This window comes from Heyndrickxia sp. FW510-T9, assembly GCF_058781025.1.
The window spans coordinates 87157-105548 of the sequence record NZ_JBYSWK010000003.1; the positions used below are offsets into that span (position 1 = coordinate 87157).

General features: G+C 34.3%; 20 protein-coding genes, 3 pseudogenes and 1 riboswitch. Of the genes and pseudogenes, 19 read left to right on the forward strand and 4 right to left on the reverse strand.

Annotated features, from left to right (window positions below):
• Positions 1–369: 369 nt before the first annotated feature.
• The 3 genes from AC3WJF_RS02725 (at position 370) to AC3WJF_RS02735 (ending at position 2749) form a co-directional block, all read left to right on the forward strand.
• Complete coding sequence (locus tag AC3WJF_RS02725; protein ID WP_492449655.1) at positions 370–444, forward strand: putative holin-like toxin; 75 nt, start codon at positions 370–372, stop codon at positions 442–444.
• 391 nt (positions 445–835) lie between these two features.
• Positions 836–2308, forward strand: a complete 1473-nt coding sequence (locus tag AC3WJF_RS02730) for a protein adenylyltransferase SelO (RefSeq protein ID WP_492449570.1) — start codon at positions 836–838, stop codon at positions 2306–2308.
• A 366-nt stretch (positions 2309–2674) separates the two neighbouring features.
• On the forward strand, positions 2675–2749 hold the full coding sequence (locus AC3WJF_RS02735) for a putative holin-like toxin (RefSeq protein WP_492449656.1): 75 nt from the start codon (positions 2675–2677) through the stop codon (positions 2747–2749).
• A 221-nt stretch (positions 2750–2970) separates the two neighbouring features.
• Here the strand turns inward: AC3WJF_RS02735 and AC3WJF_RS02740 are convergent, their stop codons facing one another.
• Positions 2971–4203 (reverse strand): multidrug effflux MFS transporter, encoded by a 1233-nt coding sequence (locus AC3WJF_RS02740; protein WP_492449571.1) that lies wholly within the window; start codon positions 4201–4203, stop codon positions 2971–2973.
• A 291-nt stretch (positions 4204–4494) separates the two neighbouring features.
• Here AC3WJF_RS02740 and AC3WJF_RS02745 point away from each other — a divergent pair, with 291 nt between their 5' ends.
• The 4 genes from AC3WJF_RS02745 to AC3WJF_RS02760 all read left to right on the forward strand — a co-directional run bounded on the left by AC3WJF_RS02745 (position 4495) and on the right by AC3WJF_RS02760 (position 7252).
• Positions 4495–4632: a hypothetical protein gene (locus AC3WJF_RS02745; RefSeq protein WP_492449572.1), complete on the forward strand. Its 138-nt coding sequence runs from the start codon at positions 4495–4497 to the stop codon at positions 4630–4632.
• A gap of 337 nt (positions 4633–4969) precedes the next feature.
• Positions 4970–6175: a selenium metabolism membrane protein YedE/FdhT gene (gene yedE / locus AC3WJF_RS02750; protein ID WP_492449573.1), complete on the forward strand. Its 1206-nt coding sequence runs from the start codon at positions 4970–4972 to the stop codon at positions 6173–6175.
• Entirely contained in the window at positions 6165–6392 is a 228-nt protein-coding gene (yedF, locus tag AC3WJF_RS02755) for a sulfurtransferase-like selenium metabolism protein YedF (RefSeq protein ID WP_492449574.1), read from the forward strand. Before yedE ends, yedF begins: the two co-directional genes overlap by 11 nt.
• Before the next feature lie 317 nt (positions 6393–6709).
• Positions 6710–7252 (forward strand): hypothetical protein, encoded by a 543-nt coding sequence (locus tag AC3WJF_RS02760; RefSeq protein WP_492449575.1) that lies wholly within the window; start codon positions 6710–6712, stop codon positions 7250–7252.
• Positions 7253–7324: 72 nt separating this feature from the next.
• Here AC3WJF_RS02760 and AC3WJF_RS02765 read toward each other — a convergent pair.
• A pseudogene (locus AC3WJF_RS02765) lies at positions 7325–7678 on the reverse strand (insertion element protein); the annotation flags it as partial.
• Positions 7679–7808: 130 nt separating this feature from the next.
• On the opposite strand from AC3WJF_RS02765, the gene AC3WJF_RS02770 reads away from it, so the two are divergent.
• From AC3WJF_RS02770 to AC3WJF_RS02780, 3 genes are all read left to right on the forward strand, one after another.
• The gene (locus AC3WJF_RS02770) at positions 7809–8255 is read left to right on the forward strand and encodes a hypothetical protein (RefSeq protein ID WP_492449576.1); all 447 of its coding nucleotides are present in this window, start codon (positions 7809–7811) and stop codon (positions 8253–8255) included.
• Positions 8256–8578: 323 nt separating this feature from the next.
• Positions 8579–9103, forward strand: a complete 525-nt coding sequence (locus AC3WJF_RS02775) for a GNAT family N-acetyltransferase (RefSeq protein ID WP_492449657.1) — start codon at positions 8579–8581, stop codon at positions 9101–9103.
• 270 nt (positions 9104–9373) lie between these two features.
• Positions 9374–9877, forward strand: coding sequence for a DinB family protein (locus AC3WJF_RS02780; RefSeq protein WP_492449577.1), 504 nt, complete (start codon positions 9374–9376; stop codon positions 9875–9877).
• A gap of 107 nt (positions 9878–9984) precedes the next feature.
• Here AC3WJF_RS02780 and AC3WJF_RS02785 read toward each other — a convergent pair whose 3' ends face one another.
• Positions 9985–10905 carry a DMT family transporter gene (locus tag AC3WJF_RS02785; RefSeq protein ID WP_492449578.1) on the reverse strand — a complete coding sequence of 307 codons (921 nt, stop codon included), beginning with the start codon at positions 10903–10905 and terminating at the stop codon, positions 9985–9987.
• A 286-nt stretch (positions 10906–11191) separates the two neighbouring features.
• On the opposite strand from AC3WJF_RS02785, the gene AC3WJF_RS02790 reads away from it, so the two are divergent.
• From AC3WJF_RS02790 to AC3WJF_RS02810, 5 genes and pseudogenes are all read left to right on the forward strand, one after another.
• Positions 11192–11344, forward strand: a complete 153-nt coding sequence (locus AC3WJF_RS02790; RefSeq protein ID WP_492449579.1) for a hypothetical protein — start codon at positions 11192–11194, stop codon at positions 11342–11344.
• A 396-nt stretch (positions 11345–11740) separates the two neighbouring features.
• On the forward strand, positions 11741–12136 hold the full coding sequence (locus tag AC3WJF_RS02795) for a hypothetical protein (RefSeq protein ID WP_492449580.1): 396 nt from the start codon (positions 11741–11743) through the stop codon (positions 12134–12136).
• 469 nt (positions 12137–12605) lie between these two features.
• Positions 12606–13091, forward strand: a complete 486-nt coding sequence (locus tag AC3WJF_RS02800; protein ID WP_492449581.1) for a hypothetical protein — start codon at positions 12606–12608, stop codon at positions 13089–13091.
• 887 nt (positions 13092–13978) lie between these two features.
• Positions 13979–14198, forward strand: a pseudogene (locus AC3WJF_RS02805) (recombinase family protein); the annotation flags it as partial.
• A 296-nt stretch (positions 14199–14494) separates the two neighbouring features.
• A pseudogene (locus AC3WJF_RS02810) lies at positions 14495–14590 on the forward strand (7-cyano-7-deazaguanine synthase); the annotation flags it as partial.
• A 15-nt stretch (positions 14591–14605) separates the two neighbouring features.
• On the opposite strand, the gene AC3WJF_RS02815 reads toward AC3WJF_RS02810, so the two are convergent.
• Positions 14606–15163, reverse strand: a complete 558-nt coding sequence (locus AC3WJF_RS02815; protein ID WP_492449582.1) for a hypothetical protein — start codon at positions 15161–15163, stop codon at positions 14606–14608.
• Positions 15164–15723: 560 nt separating this feature from the next.
• A riboswitch (PreQ1 riboswitch) is annotated at positions 15724–15766 on the forward strand.
• Positions 15767–15821: 55 nt separating this feature from the next.
• Here AC3WJF_RS02815 and queC point away from each other — a divergent pair.
• The 4 genes from queC to folE are packed head-to-tail and all read left to right on the forward strand — an operon-like array spanning position 15822 to position 18259.
• Positions 15822–16478, forward strand: a complete 657-nt coding sequence (gene queC, locus AC3WJF_RS02820; protein WP_492449583.1) for a 7-cyano-7-deazaguanine synthase QueC — start codon at positions 15822–15824, stop codon at positions 16476–16478.
• Between the two features lie 19 nt (positions 16479–16497).
• Complete coding sequence (gene queD / locus AC3WJF_RS02825) at positions 16498–16938, forward strand: 6-carboxytetrahydropterin synthase QueD (protein ID WP_492449584.1); 441 nt, start codon at positions 16498–16500, stop codon at positions 16936–16938.
• Entirely contained in the window at positions 16931–17650 is a 720-nt protein-coding gene (gene queE, locus AC3WJF_RS02830) for a 7-carboxy-7-deazaguanine synthase QueE (RefSeq protein WP_492449585.1), read from the forward strand. Before queD ends, queE begins: the two co-directional genes overlap by 8 nt.
• 3 nt (positions 17651–17653) lie before the next feature.
• Positions 17654–18259, forward strand: a complete 606-nt coding sequence (folE, locus tag AC3WJF_RS02835; protein ID WP_492449586.1) for a GTP cyclohydrolase I — start codon at positions 17654–17656, stop codon at positions 18257–18259.
• Positions 18260–18392 lie beyond the last annotated feature (133 nt).

Here is an 18392-nt window from a genome sequence, read left to right on the forward strand (position 1 = left end):
GTATAGGGATGAAAAAGTACAATAAAAAAGAATTTCTCGAAAATGTTGGATCGATAATAATTGGAGCTTTTTCATAAATATATTATAATTGACCCTAATTTTTAGATTTTAGGAAAAGTATTCACTGATTAATTTGTGGATTTACTAGAGTTTAGAGGTCATAAACGAAGAATGCATCACGAGGAAAGGCACTTATATTTGCTACAGAGGACAAATAAAAATATACTAAAAAATAGTAAAATAAGAACATATGTTTCTAAAGAAAATTATGGTATAATTTATTCAGCTACATAAGTAGGGAGGGTAGTGGCACCTGTTTCCCGTTTCTTGTCTTGTGATCATGTCACAACAAGAAAGGAGGTGTTGCCGATGACAATCTACGAAGCACTGGTTTTGATGATCAGTTTTGCATCTTTGATTGTTATGATTATAAAAGAAAAGTAACCCTCCCTGACTGGCAATTGGGTAAAGGGTTACTCCTTTCTAATTAGCCACCGCTCTTCTGCGGAGTAGCTATTGTAACGCTGATGTTGCTGCATCAGCGTTCTTTATTTATTCTATTCTTATATTTATTATAATATACGGAACCTTAAAATGAAAGGGAACTACTTTTTTAGTTATACAAACTTTTTAAAAAAAGAGATCTTACCTTTCATATGGGATTATGATTTATTCTTTAGATTTTAGTCATTATAAAGATGAAATGGTAATATAAAATCATGGAAAAATGAATAAATAGAACAAATTAATATTTCATTTCAATGAATTCCATGTTTTAAATAGTGGCAGTAATAAATGTAGCATATACTAAGTTAAAAGAAATGAAGGAGATCCAATGACAAATAATACATCAACCAATACTGGCTGGAATTTTGACAATAGTTATGCTCGTCTTCCAAAGTTATTTTATAGTACGATTAATCTCAATCCTGTTATATCACCAAAAATGATCATCTTCAATTCTCCTTTAGCAACAACACTTGGATTAAATGAAGAGGCATTGAAAAGTCAGGAAGGAGTAGAAGTACTTGCTGGTAATCGGATTCCAGAAGGCGGATTGCCGCTTGCTCAAGCATATGCAGGTCATCAATTCGGGCACTTTAACATTTTGGGAGACGGACGAGCGCTTTTGCTTGGAGAACAAATTACTCCTCATGGTGAGCGAGTGGATATACAACTAAAAGGATCAGGGAGAACACCATATTCTCGCGGTGGCGATGGTAGGGCAGCACTTGGTCCGATGCTGCGTGAATATATAATAAGTGAAGCGATGTATGCACTTGGGATCCCAACTACTCGTAGCCTATCAGTGGTATCAACTGGAGAGTCGATTATCCGTGAAACTGTACTACCTGGTGCTATCATGACACGTATTGCTGCTAGCCATTTGCGGGTTGGCACGTTTCAATATGCATTAAACAAGGGAACTGTTGATGATTTACGAGCTTTGGCCGATTACGCGATAGAGCGGCATTTTCCTGACATTGTTTCTGATCAGAACAAATATCTATCGTTCCTAAGGGATGTAATTAGGAGACAAGCGGAACTGATTTCTAAATGGCAGCTAGTTGGTTTTATTCATGGAGTGATGAATACGGACAACATGACCATCAGTGGGGAAACAATTGATTATGGACCTTGTGCTTTTATGGATACCTATGACCGTGCAACTGTATTCAGTTCGATTGACGTTCAAGGCCGTTATGCGTATGGTAATCAACCATATATGGCTGCCTGGAATCTCGCAAGATTCGCGGAAACTCTTATACCTTTGTTACACGATGACGAGAAAGAAGCGCTCGAACTTGCCCAGGATGCAATTTCGAATTTCAGTAAATGGTATCAATCCTATTGGCTCAAGGGAATGAGAGCAAAACTAGGGTTGTTTAACGAAGAACAAGAGGATGAAGGTCTTATTGAGGATCTCCTTACTCTAATGGAAAAGCATAAAGCGGATTATACAAATACTTTTCTTGCATTAACGTTTGATCGGAAGGAAGAAACAGATTTATTTTACAGCAAAGAATTTGAAGAGTGGAATGGTCGCTGGCAGACACGGTTAAAGAGGCAGGAGGTAACGAAAGACTCTTCCCAACAGTTGATGCGTAACTCTAATCCAGCGGTAATTCCGCGCAACCATCGAGTGGAGGAAGCACTAGAAGTAGCGTCGGAACATGGAGATTACAGTGTGATGGAGAAGTTGCTTGAAGTTCTGGCAAATCCATACGCACATACTGCAGAACAGGTGGAATACGCTAAACCGCCTGAACCATCGTCTTGTGAATACAAAACTTTTTGTGGTACCTGATGTTAATCATCAGGTGCTTTTTAATGGGATGAAATTGCACAAATAATTGTGGTACAGTATCAAGTGTGAATGTGTATTCTAATTCGCTTTCTCTACTTTTTTAAAATTATTTAGAAGAATACTTAGTTCTTTTAAGGTGGCAATCAGTTTCATAGGGAAGTAGAGTGAGGTAATTCCATAGTATATGGACACCAGAAAGAATATATCATAGGTTAGAGGCAATTACAAAAAATTAAATGAGAACATATGTTTCTAGTTAGTTTTATAATAATATATTAATAGCTACATAAGCAGGGAGGGCGGTGGCACCTGATCCTCGTTTCTTGTCCCGTGGCAATGTCACAACAAGAATGGAGGTGTATGCTGATGACAATCTTTGAGGCACTGGTTTTGATGATCAGTTTTGCATCCTTGATTGTTTTGATAATCAAAAAAAAGTAACCCTCCCTGTCGGTTAATGGTGAAGGTTACTTTTGCCGTTTGCCACCGCACTTCTTGCGGAGTAGCTATTAGAACGCTGATGCTGGAACATCGGCGTTCTTTTTTATTGTATTCTTGTATTTATTATAATATACGCAAACTCTAAATGAAAGGAACTACTCTTTTCGTTATCTAAGATTATATCTTTTTAGCAGCAAATTCATCATCATTAATCCCAATTACTACTTAGAAACCGATTCCACCGTTTTCGAACCCTGTATTCTAACCGAAGCTCTTCTGACTAAAACGAAATAGGCAAGGAATGCTAGTAAGCTAGAACAAAAGATGGTAACGCCCATTGGAATTCCTGTATACGAACCAGCTATTCCGACAAGTGGAGCAGATAACGATCCAAGCACAAATGGCAATAAGCCCAATAATGCGGAAGCACTGCCCGCAATATGTCCTTGTGATTGAATGGCTAGTGCAAAAGACGTCGTTCCAATAAGACTGATCGATAATACAAAAAAGAAAATCGGGATAGCAACAGCGATAAGCGGTGCTTTTAATAGAAGAGCAATGAGTAAACTTAACCCGGCTATGTTAGAGATCCCTAACCCAATCTTTAAGAACGTCCGCTCTGAAATAGTGTAGGTTAAGCGACCAACTGACTGACTTCCGATAATTAATGCTAGGCCATTCACTCCAAATAAGAGACTGAACTGTTGTGGAGTAACATGGTAAATATTTTGATAGACAAATGGAATACCTGAAACATATGCAAAAATTCCAGCAGTCGTAAATCCTTGAGTAAATGCATATCCCATGAATTCACGATCCTTGAATAAAGAACCAAAGTTGCTCAAGAGTTGAGGCAAGTTACTTGGTATCCGTTTTTCCACTGGCAACGTTTCTTTAAGTTTCAATGAAACGGTGAATATTAATACAGCACTAATACAAGCCAATGCTATAAAAACCCCATTCCACTTCGTAAAAGAAAGGATGACACCGCCAGCAACTGGTGCAACGATTGGACCGAGATTACCCACTAACACCATTAACGTAAAAAACTTCGTCAGTTCCTTTCCACTGAACAAGTCCCTAACGACAGCTCTGGAGACCACAAGACCACCGGCTGCAGAAAAGCCTTGAACAAAACGAGCTCCAATAAGGAAATAGATGTTAGGTGCAAACGAGCACGTTAAAGAAGTTAATAAGTATAAGCAAAGGAAAAATAATAAAGGTTTCCGACGACCTTTAACATCACTTAATGGACCAATAAATAATTGTCCTATCCCTAGACCTAATAAACATGCAGTTAAACTAATTTGTACAAGGGAAGCTGTTGTATGAAAATCTTTTACAATTGTAGGGAAGGAAGGTAAGTAAGTATCGATTGTAAAAGGTCCTAAAAGTCCAAGTGATCCTAAGAGTAAAGCAAGTTGAATTCGTTGTTTTCCACTAGGTGTATTCAATTTCTCCGCACCTTTCTATAAAATTAGTATTTCATTGTCGTTCCTAGTACAAAACCAATACAACGACATGAATATTTGTTTCACAATGACCAGAAATTCATTTCGATTTCCGAAATTGCATAATTTTCATTATAACGTGATTTCACTTAAGGGTAAACATTAAAATATGTTCCGGCAGTTATTTTATAAAGTTACATTAAATTGTGTCTAATTATAAAAAAAGAAGAACATATTTTAATTTCCATCATATACTGACTTCTGTGAGCAATTTTATATGGTGGAGGTAAGAAGATGGAAGATATTCAGTTAAAAATAATAAGGAAAAACGAAAGCAAGGATGGAAATAATGGATATAAGATTATAGAAGTTAAAGTATCCGATCCTTCAGAAAGTTTATATGCAGTTGTTACTCCTATAAAAAAACAATAGGGTGAAAAGTCTCTACTTAGAAAACTATCTTTCAAGTAATTATACATAGAAAGATGGTTTTCTTTTTAGGTAAAGATTGGACTAGGTGTAATTCTATTAAATTTAGATGGTGAAAGAAGAAAACTTTCGAAGTAGTTATTGCACTGATTTTAGGAACGTATCTGGTACTTAATATAATATAGGCACAATATTAATATGAAGGTATTCGAATCACACTGAAAATTTTAGGATTTATCAGTTAAGAATATTTCATATATTTTCGGAAGTAATCAATTCTTTAATTTTGTAGTACAATAAAGAAGTATTCAATCTATTTATTTTAAGGAGTTTTTGTAAGGTGAAAGTATTAAATAAAATTTTCAACCATTATTGGAGCCCTTATGTCGCCATTGGAATTGCTGGTGTACTAAGTGCTCTCTATTTTGGAATTACTAAAACCGTCTGGGCGGTAACTGGTGAGTTCACTAGATTAGGAGGGCATATCTTACAGATTTTTGGTGTTGATATTTCTGATTGGGCCTATTTTAAACTAATACATATGCAAGGAACTACTTTTAGTCGTACAGATGGTTGGATAGTTTGGGGAATGTTTCTTGGTGCGCTTATCATGGTGCTTTTCAGTAATAGCTTTAAAATTCGGATCCCTAAACAAAAGAGACGATTAGTTCAAGGTCTGATTGGTGGAATCATTGCTGGTTTCGGTGCACGATTAGCCTTAGGCTGTAATCTGGCTGCTTTCTTTACAGGGGTTCCGCAATTTTCGCTGCACTCATGGATATTTATGGTGGCAACGGCAATTGGAACTTTTTTTGGTACCAAGATTGTTCAATTAAAATGGTGGAAGGGCAAGCCGGTTCTGCAAATGGGAAATACAGCCCAGCTTTTGAACAAGAAACGTCCCATTCAACCATACATTGGCGGACTCTTAGCTATCCTCTATATTGGAATTATTGTCTATTTATTTGTAACAGGTAAAACGATGCTCGGAGTCGCAGCTATCTTCGGAGCGGTTTTTGGTATTTTAATAGAAAGAGGACAAATTTGTTTTACTTCGGCTTTTCGTGATTTATGGATCAGCGGGAGAGCAACAATGACGAAAGCGATTTTACTTGGAATGGCAATCAGTTCCGTGGCAACTTTAATCGTCATTATCGTGTATGGGTTAGAGCCAATTACGAAGATTGCAGCTCCAAGTACTTTTATTGGCGGCTTGCTGTTTGGATTCGGTATTGTCTTGGCAAGCGGTTGTGAAACCGGAATGATGTATCGATTGATGGAAGGACAAGTTCATTATTTGATGGTTTTTATTGGCAATATTGTTGGGGCAACTTTCCTTGCCTATGCTTGGGATCATCTCGGAGTAATTAACTTGCTTGTTAAAAGCGGAAAACCAATAAATCTTATCTCGATTATGGGACCAGCAGGGGCACTCATCACAACTCTAATCCTGCTAGCGATAAGCTTTATCATTGCATTCTATTGGCAAAAAAATTATCGGTTTGAGGTTGGTTTCAAGAAAGGGGATCGTAAGCATGTCCATTGATTTTACATTAGATATTAGAGGAGAATCCTGTCCATATCCTGTAATCTATACTCTAGAAGCGTTAAGAGATATGGAAAAAGGCAAGCTTCTACAAGTAATAACTGATTGCCCATCCTCCTTCATAAATGTTCCTGAGGAAGTAGTCAAGCACGGATATAAATTAGCTCAAGAACCAGTGAAAAATGGTCAGGAATATCTTTTTTATATTATTTCATAAAGTATTATCTAAAAGATCCTTCACTATTTGTGTAACGGGTTTACTTGTGAGGTGCAATACAATAATTATCAAGTAAAATAACAGTGTTAATAACAGTGAATTCGTCTTTAAAATCACACATTAAATCACGCTAAAAGGAGCTTGAATTTATCAAGTTCCTTTTTATTATTTACGAAGGATTCTGATTATTTTTGTTAAAATAGTTATAGAGAGAGTTTGAGGTTGGGAAGTTTCTAACGGATACTTTGAAGAAGGGACATAGTAAAACTTTTATTAAATGTGAATCGTCTAAAAAATAAAGGGGGGATATGGATTAAATGAGATTATTATCTGTCATTGTTATTTGTTTTGTAGTCATATTAAGTGGGTGTAGGGGAAGTGCTAATACTGCATTAAATACTTCTAAACTTGAAAAAGTCGAAGTTAAAGGAAATGTTACCGAAGAACAGTTAAAAAATTTGCCAATTCCTTATAAAGCACCATCTGTTAAAGAGGGTTTAGATGCTCTTCCATTTAAAATGAAATTGCCTACAAATTTACCATCTGAATTAGGTAAGTTTCTACCACCAGAAATCGACGACTTTGAGCACGATGGAAAGAAAATAAGAGTTAGATTCACAGCTTTTTCAAAAGACTTAGAAGATGAACTTATACTCGAAGTAACTGCTCATAATTTCAAAGTAGGTTATGGAGGAAGTGCAGAGGAAGTTGAAATTCAAGACGGCATAACTGGAAACTTAGGAAATTCACTTAATTTTGAGAAGGATGGAGTATATTATGACATATCCTATAACAAGGATATGGAAAAAGAAGATTACAAAAAAACTCTTATAGAACTAGCAAAGCAAATTTTACAGTAATGGGTGTGTTAGTTAAATAGTAAATATAAATAATGGAGGTTGCCCTAGTTCGTTTTAAACTAGGCAACCTTTTTACTTGAAGTACAGGATGTCGTTCATTGTAAACTGTTTATCTGTTAGACCAAGTTGTTGTGCAGGAGTTTGTTTGTTCTTTCTATCTGATTTCATCGCTAAACAAAAGTTGTAGTAGGTTCTTAATATGGTTATAGACATTTGTGCATACTTAGGGTTGAAATTAGCATAAATATAGCTTTTGCCGCCACCTCTAGCAGTTACTAAGGGGCGTTCAAGAATGGATAATCTTCTTCGTATATGCTGCATAAAGTTGTTGGTTGGTCTATCACTTACTTTTAAGATCATATTTGCTACATATTCATCATTAATGGAGCTTAAGTCAGTTGTACAATCTACAAGATAATTTCCTTTAAAGTTTGGTATATAAATGCATTTATTTTTAATATTGGCTGTCTCGTAAAGCTTCTTATTTTTAAACCGATTCATCATTCCTAAAATTTTCCGATATAATAAAATAATTGTTTAATCATTGGAGGCACTTATGAAAAGAATAATGTTGTTATCATTATTATTTATATTTATGATTTCCTCCTCCGTTCAAGCGTTGTCCTGGACTTATCCTTTTGTTGTTTGGAAAGGAAAGGTTTATGAAGTAAAGCAAGAAGAAATTATCAAAGTCAACAAGATTGGTAAAATCATAGGGGAAGTAAAGACCAAGCCAAATGATATGACTGGAGATTATTATGGAGATGCTTCAAACTATTATCCGAAAGGAACAAAATATTATGAAATAAAAGGGATATCAACTTCTACTGCAATTGCAGTAAAAGAAGAGGTTCATTGGGTAAAGGCTGTTTATATTCAAAAAGCGCCTTTTCACATAATGAATGTAATCTCTAACTTCTATTTCATATGTGCTGTTATAATAATTGCACTAATTTTAGTCGGAGTTATATTACGAAATAAAAAATTGAAAAATCAACGATAATATGGAAATCAACTTATTTTTGACCTCTAATTGAGGTCTTGAATTATGCATTTGATCATTCCAGAAAAATAGGGCGGGTAAAATTTTTAAATTTGGGCTGTTTTGGAAATGTCTATTTACTTATTTGTAAATGTTTTTTCTAAAGAATTTATCTTACATAATAACATAGGCTGTATTTTCGGCGGGGTGGGCAAAAACAACAAAATGATAAAATAAATTGATTAGGAATGTATGTTCGTATATAATTAAAATATCAATTATTATTTAATGGAGATGCCTGACCCCAACAAAGGTCGGTCATATAAAACTACGAGGAGGAAATCATTTTGGAACAAATGAATGCACCACAGGTACGGATTGTACCTTGGAACGACGGCGACCTTGATTTGCTTCGTCTTCTAAATGCGCCGGAAATGACTGTACACTTTGGTGGTCCTGAGACTGAGGAGAAAATTCTTGCTCGCCATAAACGATACTGTGAGATTGCCGGACAAGGAACCGGCCGTATGTTTAAGATTCTTCTACTACCGCACAACGAAGTAGTTGGCAGTGTAGGCTATTGGGATCAGGTTTGGCAAGAAGAAGCTGTTTTTGAAATGGGATGGAGTGTTTTGCCGGAATTTCAAGGTAGAGGAATAGCGACAGAAGCAACAGCGAAAGCCATCGCTTCTGCAAGTTCTGAAAAGAAGCATCGATTTATTCATGCTTTCCCTAAAATCAACAACCCCGCTTCGAACGCTGTCTGCCGCAAGCTCGGTTTACAGTTGATGGATGAGTGTAATTTTGAATACCCTATTGGGAATATCATACGATGTAATGATTGGAGATTGGAAATAAGCGAAAAATAAATCAATAAAAGTAGCCCTACCTGATGGTTACTAGGTGAAGGGCTACTGTTTGCCATTAGTGAGTTGCTATTGGAAAGCTGATATTCGAGCATAGTCATTTGCATTTGAAATGGCAGACTCATATGACTGTCTGTGAATGTCAAAATTCAATGTGTAGAAATTACCGAACTAACAAAAGATGGTAAAGAATGAAATTTGAATAATACGAACGACCGTATTAAAATGTGTTTCGGAAAAAATCATTGAAATGTGATTATGGAGGTATTGTATATGTATGTAACGATTGCAGACTTTATTAGAGAATGGAATCGGGAGGCAACGCTAACTCAAAAGGTTTTGGAAGGTTTAACTGATGATTCATTGAATCAAAAAGTTTACCCAGAAGGGCGTACTTTGGGAAGAATTGTTTGGCATTTTACAACAAGTATTCCAGAGTATTTAGCTCATTTCGGGCTGAAAGTAGATGAAGTAGAAAAAGCAAAAAATGTCCCAACTTCAGCTAAGGAAATTGCTGAAACCTTTAAAAATATTAGTTCTGATGCAATCAAAGCCATTGAACAGCAATGGACAGACGAATCTTTGAAGGAAGTGCAATCTGCATTTGGCAGGGAAGAAACAAATGCTCAAATTTTAATGGGACTAATTAAGCATATTGTTCATCATCGTGGACAAGTTACAATTCTTATGCGTCAAGCTGGCATCAAACCTTTTGGGGTTTATGGACCTCCAAAAGAAGATTGGATTCACTTAGGTGTAGAAAATCCACCACTTTAATATTATTACTAACCAGTTCGTTAGTCTTAGGAAAGGGAAACCCAGTAGATATAGGGTTTCCCTTAATTTTGATCTATTATCAACATTAATGTTTAGCAGAACTAATATTAAGAATGAATCTCTAAACGATTTATCTTATTTCTGTTCACTTTATTTCGCGAATTCTTTTTGCTTGCAAAGAAGATGCCGCAAAGAATAAAGGCCAAACCTATTAGCATGTTCCATTTAATATTTTCATGAAGCAATATACTTCCCCACATAATTCCGCTTACAGGGATAAGATAGGTGACCATTGTTGCGATTTCGGGTGCTCCTTTTTGAACAATAAAATAATAAATGATATAGGCTATTCCAGAGCCAAACAATCCTAATCCCATTATAGCAATGGAATTTGGTAAGGAAAGCAGCTTGGAAACATGGATATGTTCCGTAGAAAAAGCGACTATTCCGCTCCCTAACATACAAGTCAGTAACGTGCAAAAGGTAACTTGGTACATGGATAGTTGGTCAGAAAGACGTTTGGAAAGCTGCGCTCCAATAGCATAAAATAATGAAGCAATTATCATTCCCAAAAAGCCTAATTTATTCACAGTTGCGATCGAACCAGGATGTATCCCAAGCAATATCATTAAACCAAAAATGGAAATAACCATTCCAAACCACTGTAAAGCAGTTGATTTCTTTCTAAAGAATAAATTCCCCAGAACCAAGGTCCATAATGGAGTTGTTGCGTTTAAAATAGAAGCTATGCTACTTGATATTTTTGTTTCGCTAAATCCGATGATAGCCCATGGGATAGCCGTATTTATTAATGCCATAATTACCATCGGAAACCAAGGAATCGTCTTAAATCCAAAAGGCTTTTTCAAAATGATCATGATAATGGTAATGAGGATAACTCCTAACGTAGAGCGAAGAAAAGCAATGGTCCATGGATCAAAGTCTGTAAGTAAAACTTTGATAAAGTAAAAGGAACCACCCCAAATAAGACTTAGTAAAACTAAAGCAAACATGACAGCACGATTCATTGAATCCCTTCTTTCCAACTAATATTCCAAAAATTTCATTTGTTTTACTATTCGATTATATTATGAAATTGACCTTGGTAAAATAGTCAGTTTTAAAAAAAATAAAAGGACATATGTGAGGGAGGATTCCCGCACACCGCCTTACCAACCTCCATCCCAATAAAAGGGGAACCCTTTCTAATCCATACGGCTTTATTTGGCTGAATATTATTATTTTTGTTACAATTAGAAGAAATGAAATAGTTCCAATGATAGGGGAAATAGGTAAAAATGGGGGGAGGAAACGTTGAAAAAAAATGCTGGATTATTATGCTCATTAGTACTATTAATAGGATCTATTATTCCTATTAAACTTGCATCTGCTCATAGTGTCAGTAAAACTGGTAGTGAAAAGCAATGGTGGGTTTACTTAGGCTACCATGCACCGACTAAAACATAAAATTTCTTTTTTGTGGTCGGAACTAACCGAAAATGGAAGAATCCTTGGAATGCAGGAGAAAGTGATTTTTATGTAGGTTCTGGTAATCATTTGAAATTAGTAAAAACTTCGTCTCCTGAAACAAACAACTACGTTGAAACCACAAAAGTTGATAGTACTTCTTGGGTTGCACGAATAATATCAAATTATTCAGGTGAACATACTACATCTTGGCATGGACAATTTAATTTAGCTAAATCTTTATCAGATACCGAGTGACCGAGTGGAATAAGAAAATTAACGAATACCTGGATGAGGTAGAATGAAAACTTTTATATGCTTGCATGAAATATCTATGCAAGATTTTCACTTAAATATTTCTTAGCATAATTAAATATTAAGTTGGGGATGGTTTCCATGCGAAACATATCATTTTGTTATTTATTAATATTATTAATCCTAGTAACAGGCTGTTCCAAACAAGATAACATTGTAATAATTGAAGGAAATAATATAAAAAACGTTAATTTGGTCTATGACTTTTATTCAAATGTTCAAAATAATGAACCTTCAACGTTAGTAATAGAGAATAGAAATGGTATAGAAGGTCAAAAATCTGTTTCAACATATAAATTTGATGGAACTAGTATATCCTATGAAGTTGTAGAACCTAAAGAAATTAAAGTATCCATAACTGTATGTAAAACGCTTGAAAAGGAAAGGAAGGTAAATTTTATTTCATATAATTTATCTGAATGTGATAACACGGGATTGGGGAAAAATGCGTTTCCTATTATTGAGATTCCTAAATAGGGTTCCTACCAACTAATTTAGTTAACATAACAGTCAATAGAGGAAGCCACTCACACAACAAATCCCTGAAAATGACCCAATTTGGACGAATTCAGGATTTTTTATAATACAAATGAAAATGAATTTCTACAAAATTATAAACACTATGATATTTTGCTCGATAGTTAGTGAAATCAACGTTAATAAATATGAAGATACTGTCGATTAACACAAATGTATTTATAGCCTTATCCTGCAATAGGGCAATATGGTGAAATAACTAGGATATTCTAAGGAAGAAATAAAGTTAATACAATATTTAGAGTGGAATGGCTTTGAAGAGGATGATTTGGTACAGAATTATGTGAAACGGTCAAATAGGTCCTAATAAATAGCAACATAGAGCCAGTAGAAGTTAGGTGGCAATTGCCTGTTATAGAAATAAATTATAAAAATCTTAAGGATGAAACGAAAGGAGCTGGTAATAAATATGAAAAGAATTAAGTATTTAGCAGTCGCGTTAGTTATTGTAGTTTTACTATCATTATTTCTTTATCAGAATTTCATATATTATATGATCCCCTTCAATCCTATTAAGGAGTATGCATCCGAATCCCAAGTTGACTTTCATTTTACAAAAAATCTCCCAAATGGTGAATCAGTCAATGCAAAATGCCATGAATCGAATAATTGTGACTTAGTTTTGAAATACATTAGCGATCTAAAATTATTACCTTTGAAGAATAATAATAAACTAACCTTACCTCCCAAGAAAGGCAATGGAACCTATTTAACAGGAATGTTAGAGTTTGACCAATCAAGAGAGATATTTATCGATGATCTATATACAGACAACCCTACTGTTCTTTATATTAGTTCTTTTATACCTAGGTTCAAAGGAGAAGGATATTATAAAATTGTAGGTTCTAAGTTTGATTATAACTATATTTATAATTTGCTTGGTGATACTAAGTAAAAAAAAAGAGGATATTTATCGAGAGGTGATACCTAAGTGTGGAAGTATTTTAGATGTTCTCAATGGACCAGTTTTGGAACAAATAATAACTTGAAGACCTTGTATATAATCAAATAATAAAGATTTGAGGAGATTTTAACTTCAACCTAACAGAGCAGGAAGTTTAATTGAAGAAAGATTTACGATTCCTTAACTATTATTAATGGTATAATTCCGTATATAAAAAAGGCTGTATCCGCAATGATTGCTGTTTATCGAACCTCTATTTAATAGTTTTATTTTTTTCTGAAGGGCATCTGATTCGAACTCGATATGTCCAAATTTACACAAATAGTAAAGAGCGCAACAAAATTTGCGAAGAGATCCTAAAAAACACAAACAAAAATCATTTTAATTTACTATTAGAGGTTATCAATGAAGTTATATACACTTAAAAGGAAATTCAATGGATATAAAAAAGGAACACAATTTTACTTGATCGCCGAATCAGAATTTATAGGAGTAAAAGAGTTTGTATTGAGAACAAAAGATTTAAAGAATAGTATATCGGTCAATGAAAGTGAACTACTTAAGATTTTTTTTTCATAAAGGTAATCTTTTTATCGAATAAATGCGAAGTTTAGGGGGCTTTACATAAATAACGATATTCAGCAATCGGACGCTTTCCGGGGCAATGATAAAGTCCAATTTCTCCAATTTTATTGCGGAGAAAATGGGCTTTTTTATATTTACTCATAGTGTAAAATAACTCCTTAAGTGATAAGTTAATAGACTCACAATATCACCTATCATATTAAAAAAGTACAAAATATGATATTTAGGTTATGCCCAAGTAAGTTCACAAGATAAAAACCTCATTACCCAAATCGAATAACTCAAAAAAAATTAGTGAACTGGATTGGGAAATGATCAAGGAGAAGTAACGTTCTGAAATTAAATTGTCCAAGTGAAAGGGAAAATATAGAGGAAGGATGAAAAAAATACATAGAAAAGCATCCAGGTATGAATTATGCCATTAAATAACGATATACAACAGATAAAACCGTGAAAGAAATCTGTACAATAACAGGGGGGAGTCAGGCAGCGTTTTATCGAAAATTAAACTAGGTGGAAGAAAAAAATACTTAATAAGGAATTAGAAATCTATACACATGTGGCCCCATAATCCTCAAATCGTTTCCGCATACCTAATTGGAAGATATATTGGTTTAATTTGTAGATGTCTAATTATGTCGATTTCCTTATGTAAAAATGTTAAACTTCCTGTATAAATTAAAAAGTCAATTCAATAAAAATCCGCAAAAAGCGGTAGAGGTTCTAGCTACCTTCTTAAAAAAACTAAGGAAAACAGAACTGCTTTCTTTAGTAGTCCTGTTTTTCTGTTCAAAAGGGAAAGTTATAAGATGAAGAAGAAAGAAAAAGCAGTTGTTGTATTTAGCGGTGGCCAAGATAGTACCACTTGTTTATTTTGGGCAATGGAGCGATTTTTTCACTTAAAACAAATGAAAAAATTTTTATTCTTTAAATGAAACAGACTTCATGTTTTGATAAAGAAATTCTTCGGCTTTATGATCTGACTTCTTTAATAAATTTTGATAATTTTTTGTCAGAAATTCTTTTACTTCACTCACAGTAATTTTATTTACTTCATTCTGAACATCAAGCAAATCTGTAAAATTGAGCTTTACCTTTTGAACATAATCGAAAAGTTTAGGCAGTATTTCTACTGATTCACACAAAACAAGTATTTGGTCACCGTCATTGTAATCAACTTTTATGCGACTCAATAATACTGTATTCGGAAAAAATATTCCTGGTGCTCCAAGAAAAGTTTGTGCAAGTCCAATTTCTACTTGATTAATCATATCCATATTAATTGTCAAAAGATGATTTCCGTTCCTTTTGTCCGAAAATTCAAGCCCTGATTCATTCAACGTTAAGAGCCAATTTGTTTTTCTCAAAGCTCTTTTTGGATAATTAGTATTGTTCAAATCAATTGAAACCAGTACTGCGCTATTCAATATCGCATTTCCAAAGTCTGAATAATAATCAATATTGTGTTCAATAGACATTTTCCTCACCACTTTCCAAAAATTTACTTACATTTATATTATAACACTTTTACATCTAGAAGATACCACAATTACATGAAATTTATGAATATTCCCACTTAATTCTGCGGTTTCTTAGATATATTTATACTCAAAATTAAAAGAGCTTGGAATCCAAGCTCTGAACTGCGATTTATCGTTTTGCACTTCAAAAGTAAACCCGTTAATAATTACCTTGCTTGGTTTTTATTTGTCGATAGTTCTAGTAACGAAAGCACTAATCAGCATAAAAGTTTTACAGAACCTAATATTAAAAATGAATCTCTAAACGATTTAGCTTTTTCCTATTAACTTTATTTCGCGATTCCTTTTTACTTGCAATGAAGATGCCGCAAAGATAAAAACCAAACCTGAAAGCAGGTTCCATTTATTGAACACTCAATCCTCAAATCGTTTCCACACCACTAATTCGAAGATAAAATGGACTTTTTTGTTGATGTCTAATTATGTCGATTTTCTAATGTAAAAATGTTAAACTTCCTGTATAATGAAAAAGTCATTTATATAAAAATCCGCTTAAAGCGGTAGAGGTTCTAGCTACCCTCTTAAAAAAACTAAGGAAAACAGGACTGCTTTCTTTAGTAGTCCTGTTTTTCTGTTCAAAAAGGAGAGTTATAAGATGAAGAAGAAAGAAAAAGCAGTTGTAGTATTTAGCGGTGGCCAAGATAGTACCACTTGTTTATTTTGGGCAATGGAACGATTTGAAGAGGTCGTTGCTGTAACTTTCAATTATAATCAAAGGCACAAATTAGAAATTGAGTGTGCTAAAAATATTGCGAATGAGCTTGGTGTTAAGCACCATATTTTAGATATGTCACTATTAAATCAACTGGCTCCGAATGCATTAACCAGAGAGGATATTCAAGTGAAAGATGGGGAGAACGGCAATCTTCCATCCACCTTTGTTCCAGGTAGGAATCTGTTATTTATGTCATTTGCGGGAGTTCTAGCTAGCCAAGTTGGTGCTAAACACATTATAACAGGGGTTTGTGAGACAGATTTTAGTGGATACCCAGATTGCAGAGATGTTTTTGTTAAGTCTTTAAATGTAACGATAAATCTATCCATGGATCAGGACTTTGTGATTCATACCCCATTAATGTGGTTGGATAAGTGTGAAACATGGGAATTGGCAGATAAACTTCAAGCTTTTGATTTTGTACGTGAAAAAACTTTAACATGCTATAACGGGATCATTGCAGATGGTTGTGGAGAGTGTCCAGCATGTCATTTGAGAAAAAATGGTCTAGATGAGTATTTAAAAATTAGAAATTAATAGTAAAGGAGATAACCATATGTTACAACAATTTTACCCACAACCAGCTCCACACCCATATCAATTTGAATTAAATAAAGATATGGATTTCTCAACTGCTCATTTCATTCCAAATGAGAAGGCAGGAAAGTGTTCTTTTACTCATGGGCACACTTATTTTGTTAATTTAACGATTGCTGGGGATGTACTAGATGAAATGGGAATGTTGGTGAATTTTAGCGATTTAAAGAAATTAGTACACGGGAGATATGATCATAAAGTTTTAAATGACTTTCCCGAATTTGAAAAGTTGCCTCCTTCAACAGAGGTAGTTGCCCAAACCATTTATGAGTTGGTTGCAAATTATTTAGATACATTATCGAATAAACCAATATGTCTACAAGTATTAGTCCGAGAAACACCAACGTCCTATGTGATTTATAGGCCCAAATTGAACGAAGGGAACGGTAAGCATGAGTAGTAGTAAAATTCCTGTTATTGAAATATTTGGTCCGACGATTCAAGGAGAAGGAATGGTAATAGGCAAAAAAACGATGTTTGTTCGGACGGCAGGGTGTGATTATCGATGTTCTTGGTGTGATTCTGCTTTCACATGGGATGGATCAGAAAAGGATAAGATTAGATTACTAACGCCATCTGAAATTTTTCATGAATTAAGGCATCTTGGAAAACAAAATTTTAATCACGTTACTATAAGTGGTGGAAATCCAGCTTTAATTGGAAAACCGATGATGGAGTTAATCCAACTGTTTCATGAGCAAGATATAAAAGTGGGGTTAGAAACACAAGGAAGCCGTTGGCAAGATTGGTTTACACTTGTGGATGATTTAACGATTAGCCCGAAACCTCCTAGTAGCGGGATGAATACGGACTTTGATGTTTTAGATAGCATTATAGAAAACTTGGATAGAAAAAAAATGAGTCTAAAAGTCGTTGTCTTTAATGATGAGGATTTTGAATATGCAAGAATGGTCCATAAACGATATCCAGCTATTGATTTTTATTTATCAGTAGGGAATAAAGATCCTTATGAATCAGGGGATATTTCATCAAGATTACTAAATTCTCTTGATTGGCTATGGAGTAAAGTGACAGAAGATCCTGAAATGAATAATGTACGAGCTTTACCGCAACTACACGCATTAGTCTGGGCAAATAAGCGGGGTGTATAAACGATGAATCATATAAACGTAGTAGAAAATAAAGATATTGATATAGAGATAAAAAAGCAAAAAATTTCACAGCATTTTGCAAGTATTATAGAAGAGCTTGGATTAGATTTAAATGATCCTTCGATTAAAGATACCCCAGAAAGAGTAGCAAAGATGTTAGTAAATGAAACATGTAATGGATTATTTTCCAATCCGCCTATTATTACAACATTTCCATTAGATAAAAATACATCTCGAGAACTCGTAGTAATCGAAAATATACCGTTTAGTTCTTTATGTGAACATCATTTTCAACCTTTTGTGGGAACTGCAACCATTGCCTATCTACCAAATGATAGAGTAATGGGACTTTCCAAAGGAGCGAGAGTATTGGATTATTTCGCTTCACGCCCGCAAATTCAAGAACGACTGACTAATGAAGTTGCCACGTATTTATATGAGCAACTAAATGCAAAAGGAGTATTTGTTATTATGAAAGCGGAGCATTTCTGTATGAAAGTTCGCGGCGTAAAAAAACATAATTCTTCTACTATAACAACTGCTAGTCTTGGAGACATTGATAAACAAGATGTACTTAACTCTATACAACTTGCAAGTAATCTTAAATAGTTTATTCTTATTCATAAACATATTTATAGAATTAAATATTTAATGGATAAGCCGGAAGATGTGATCCAAATATTTTAACCGGTTAACTCGACTCGTAAGTTTCATGAAAGTACTGAAATCTAAAATATGTACC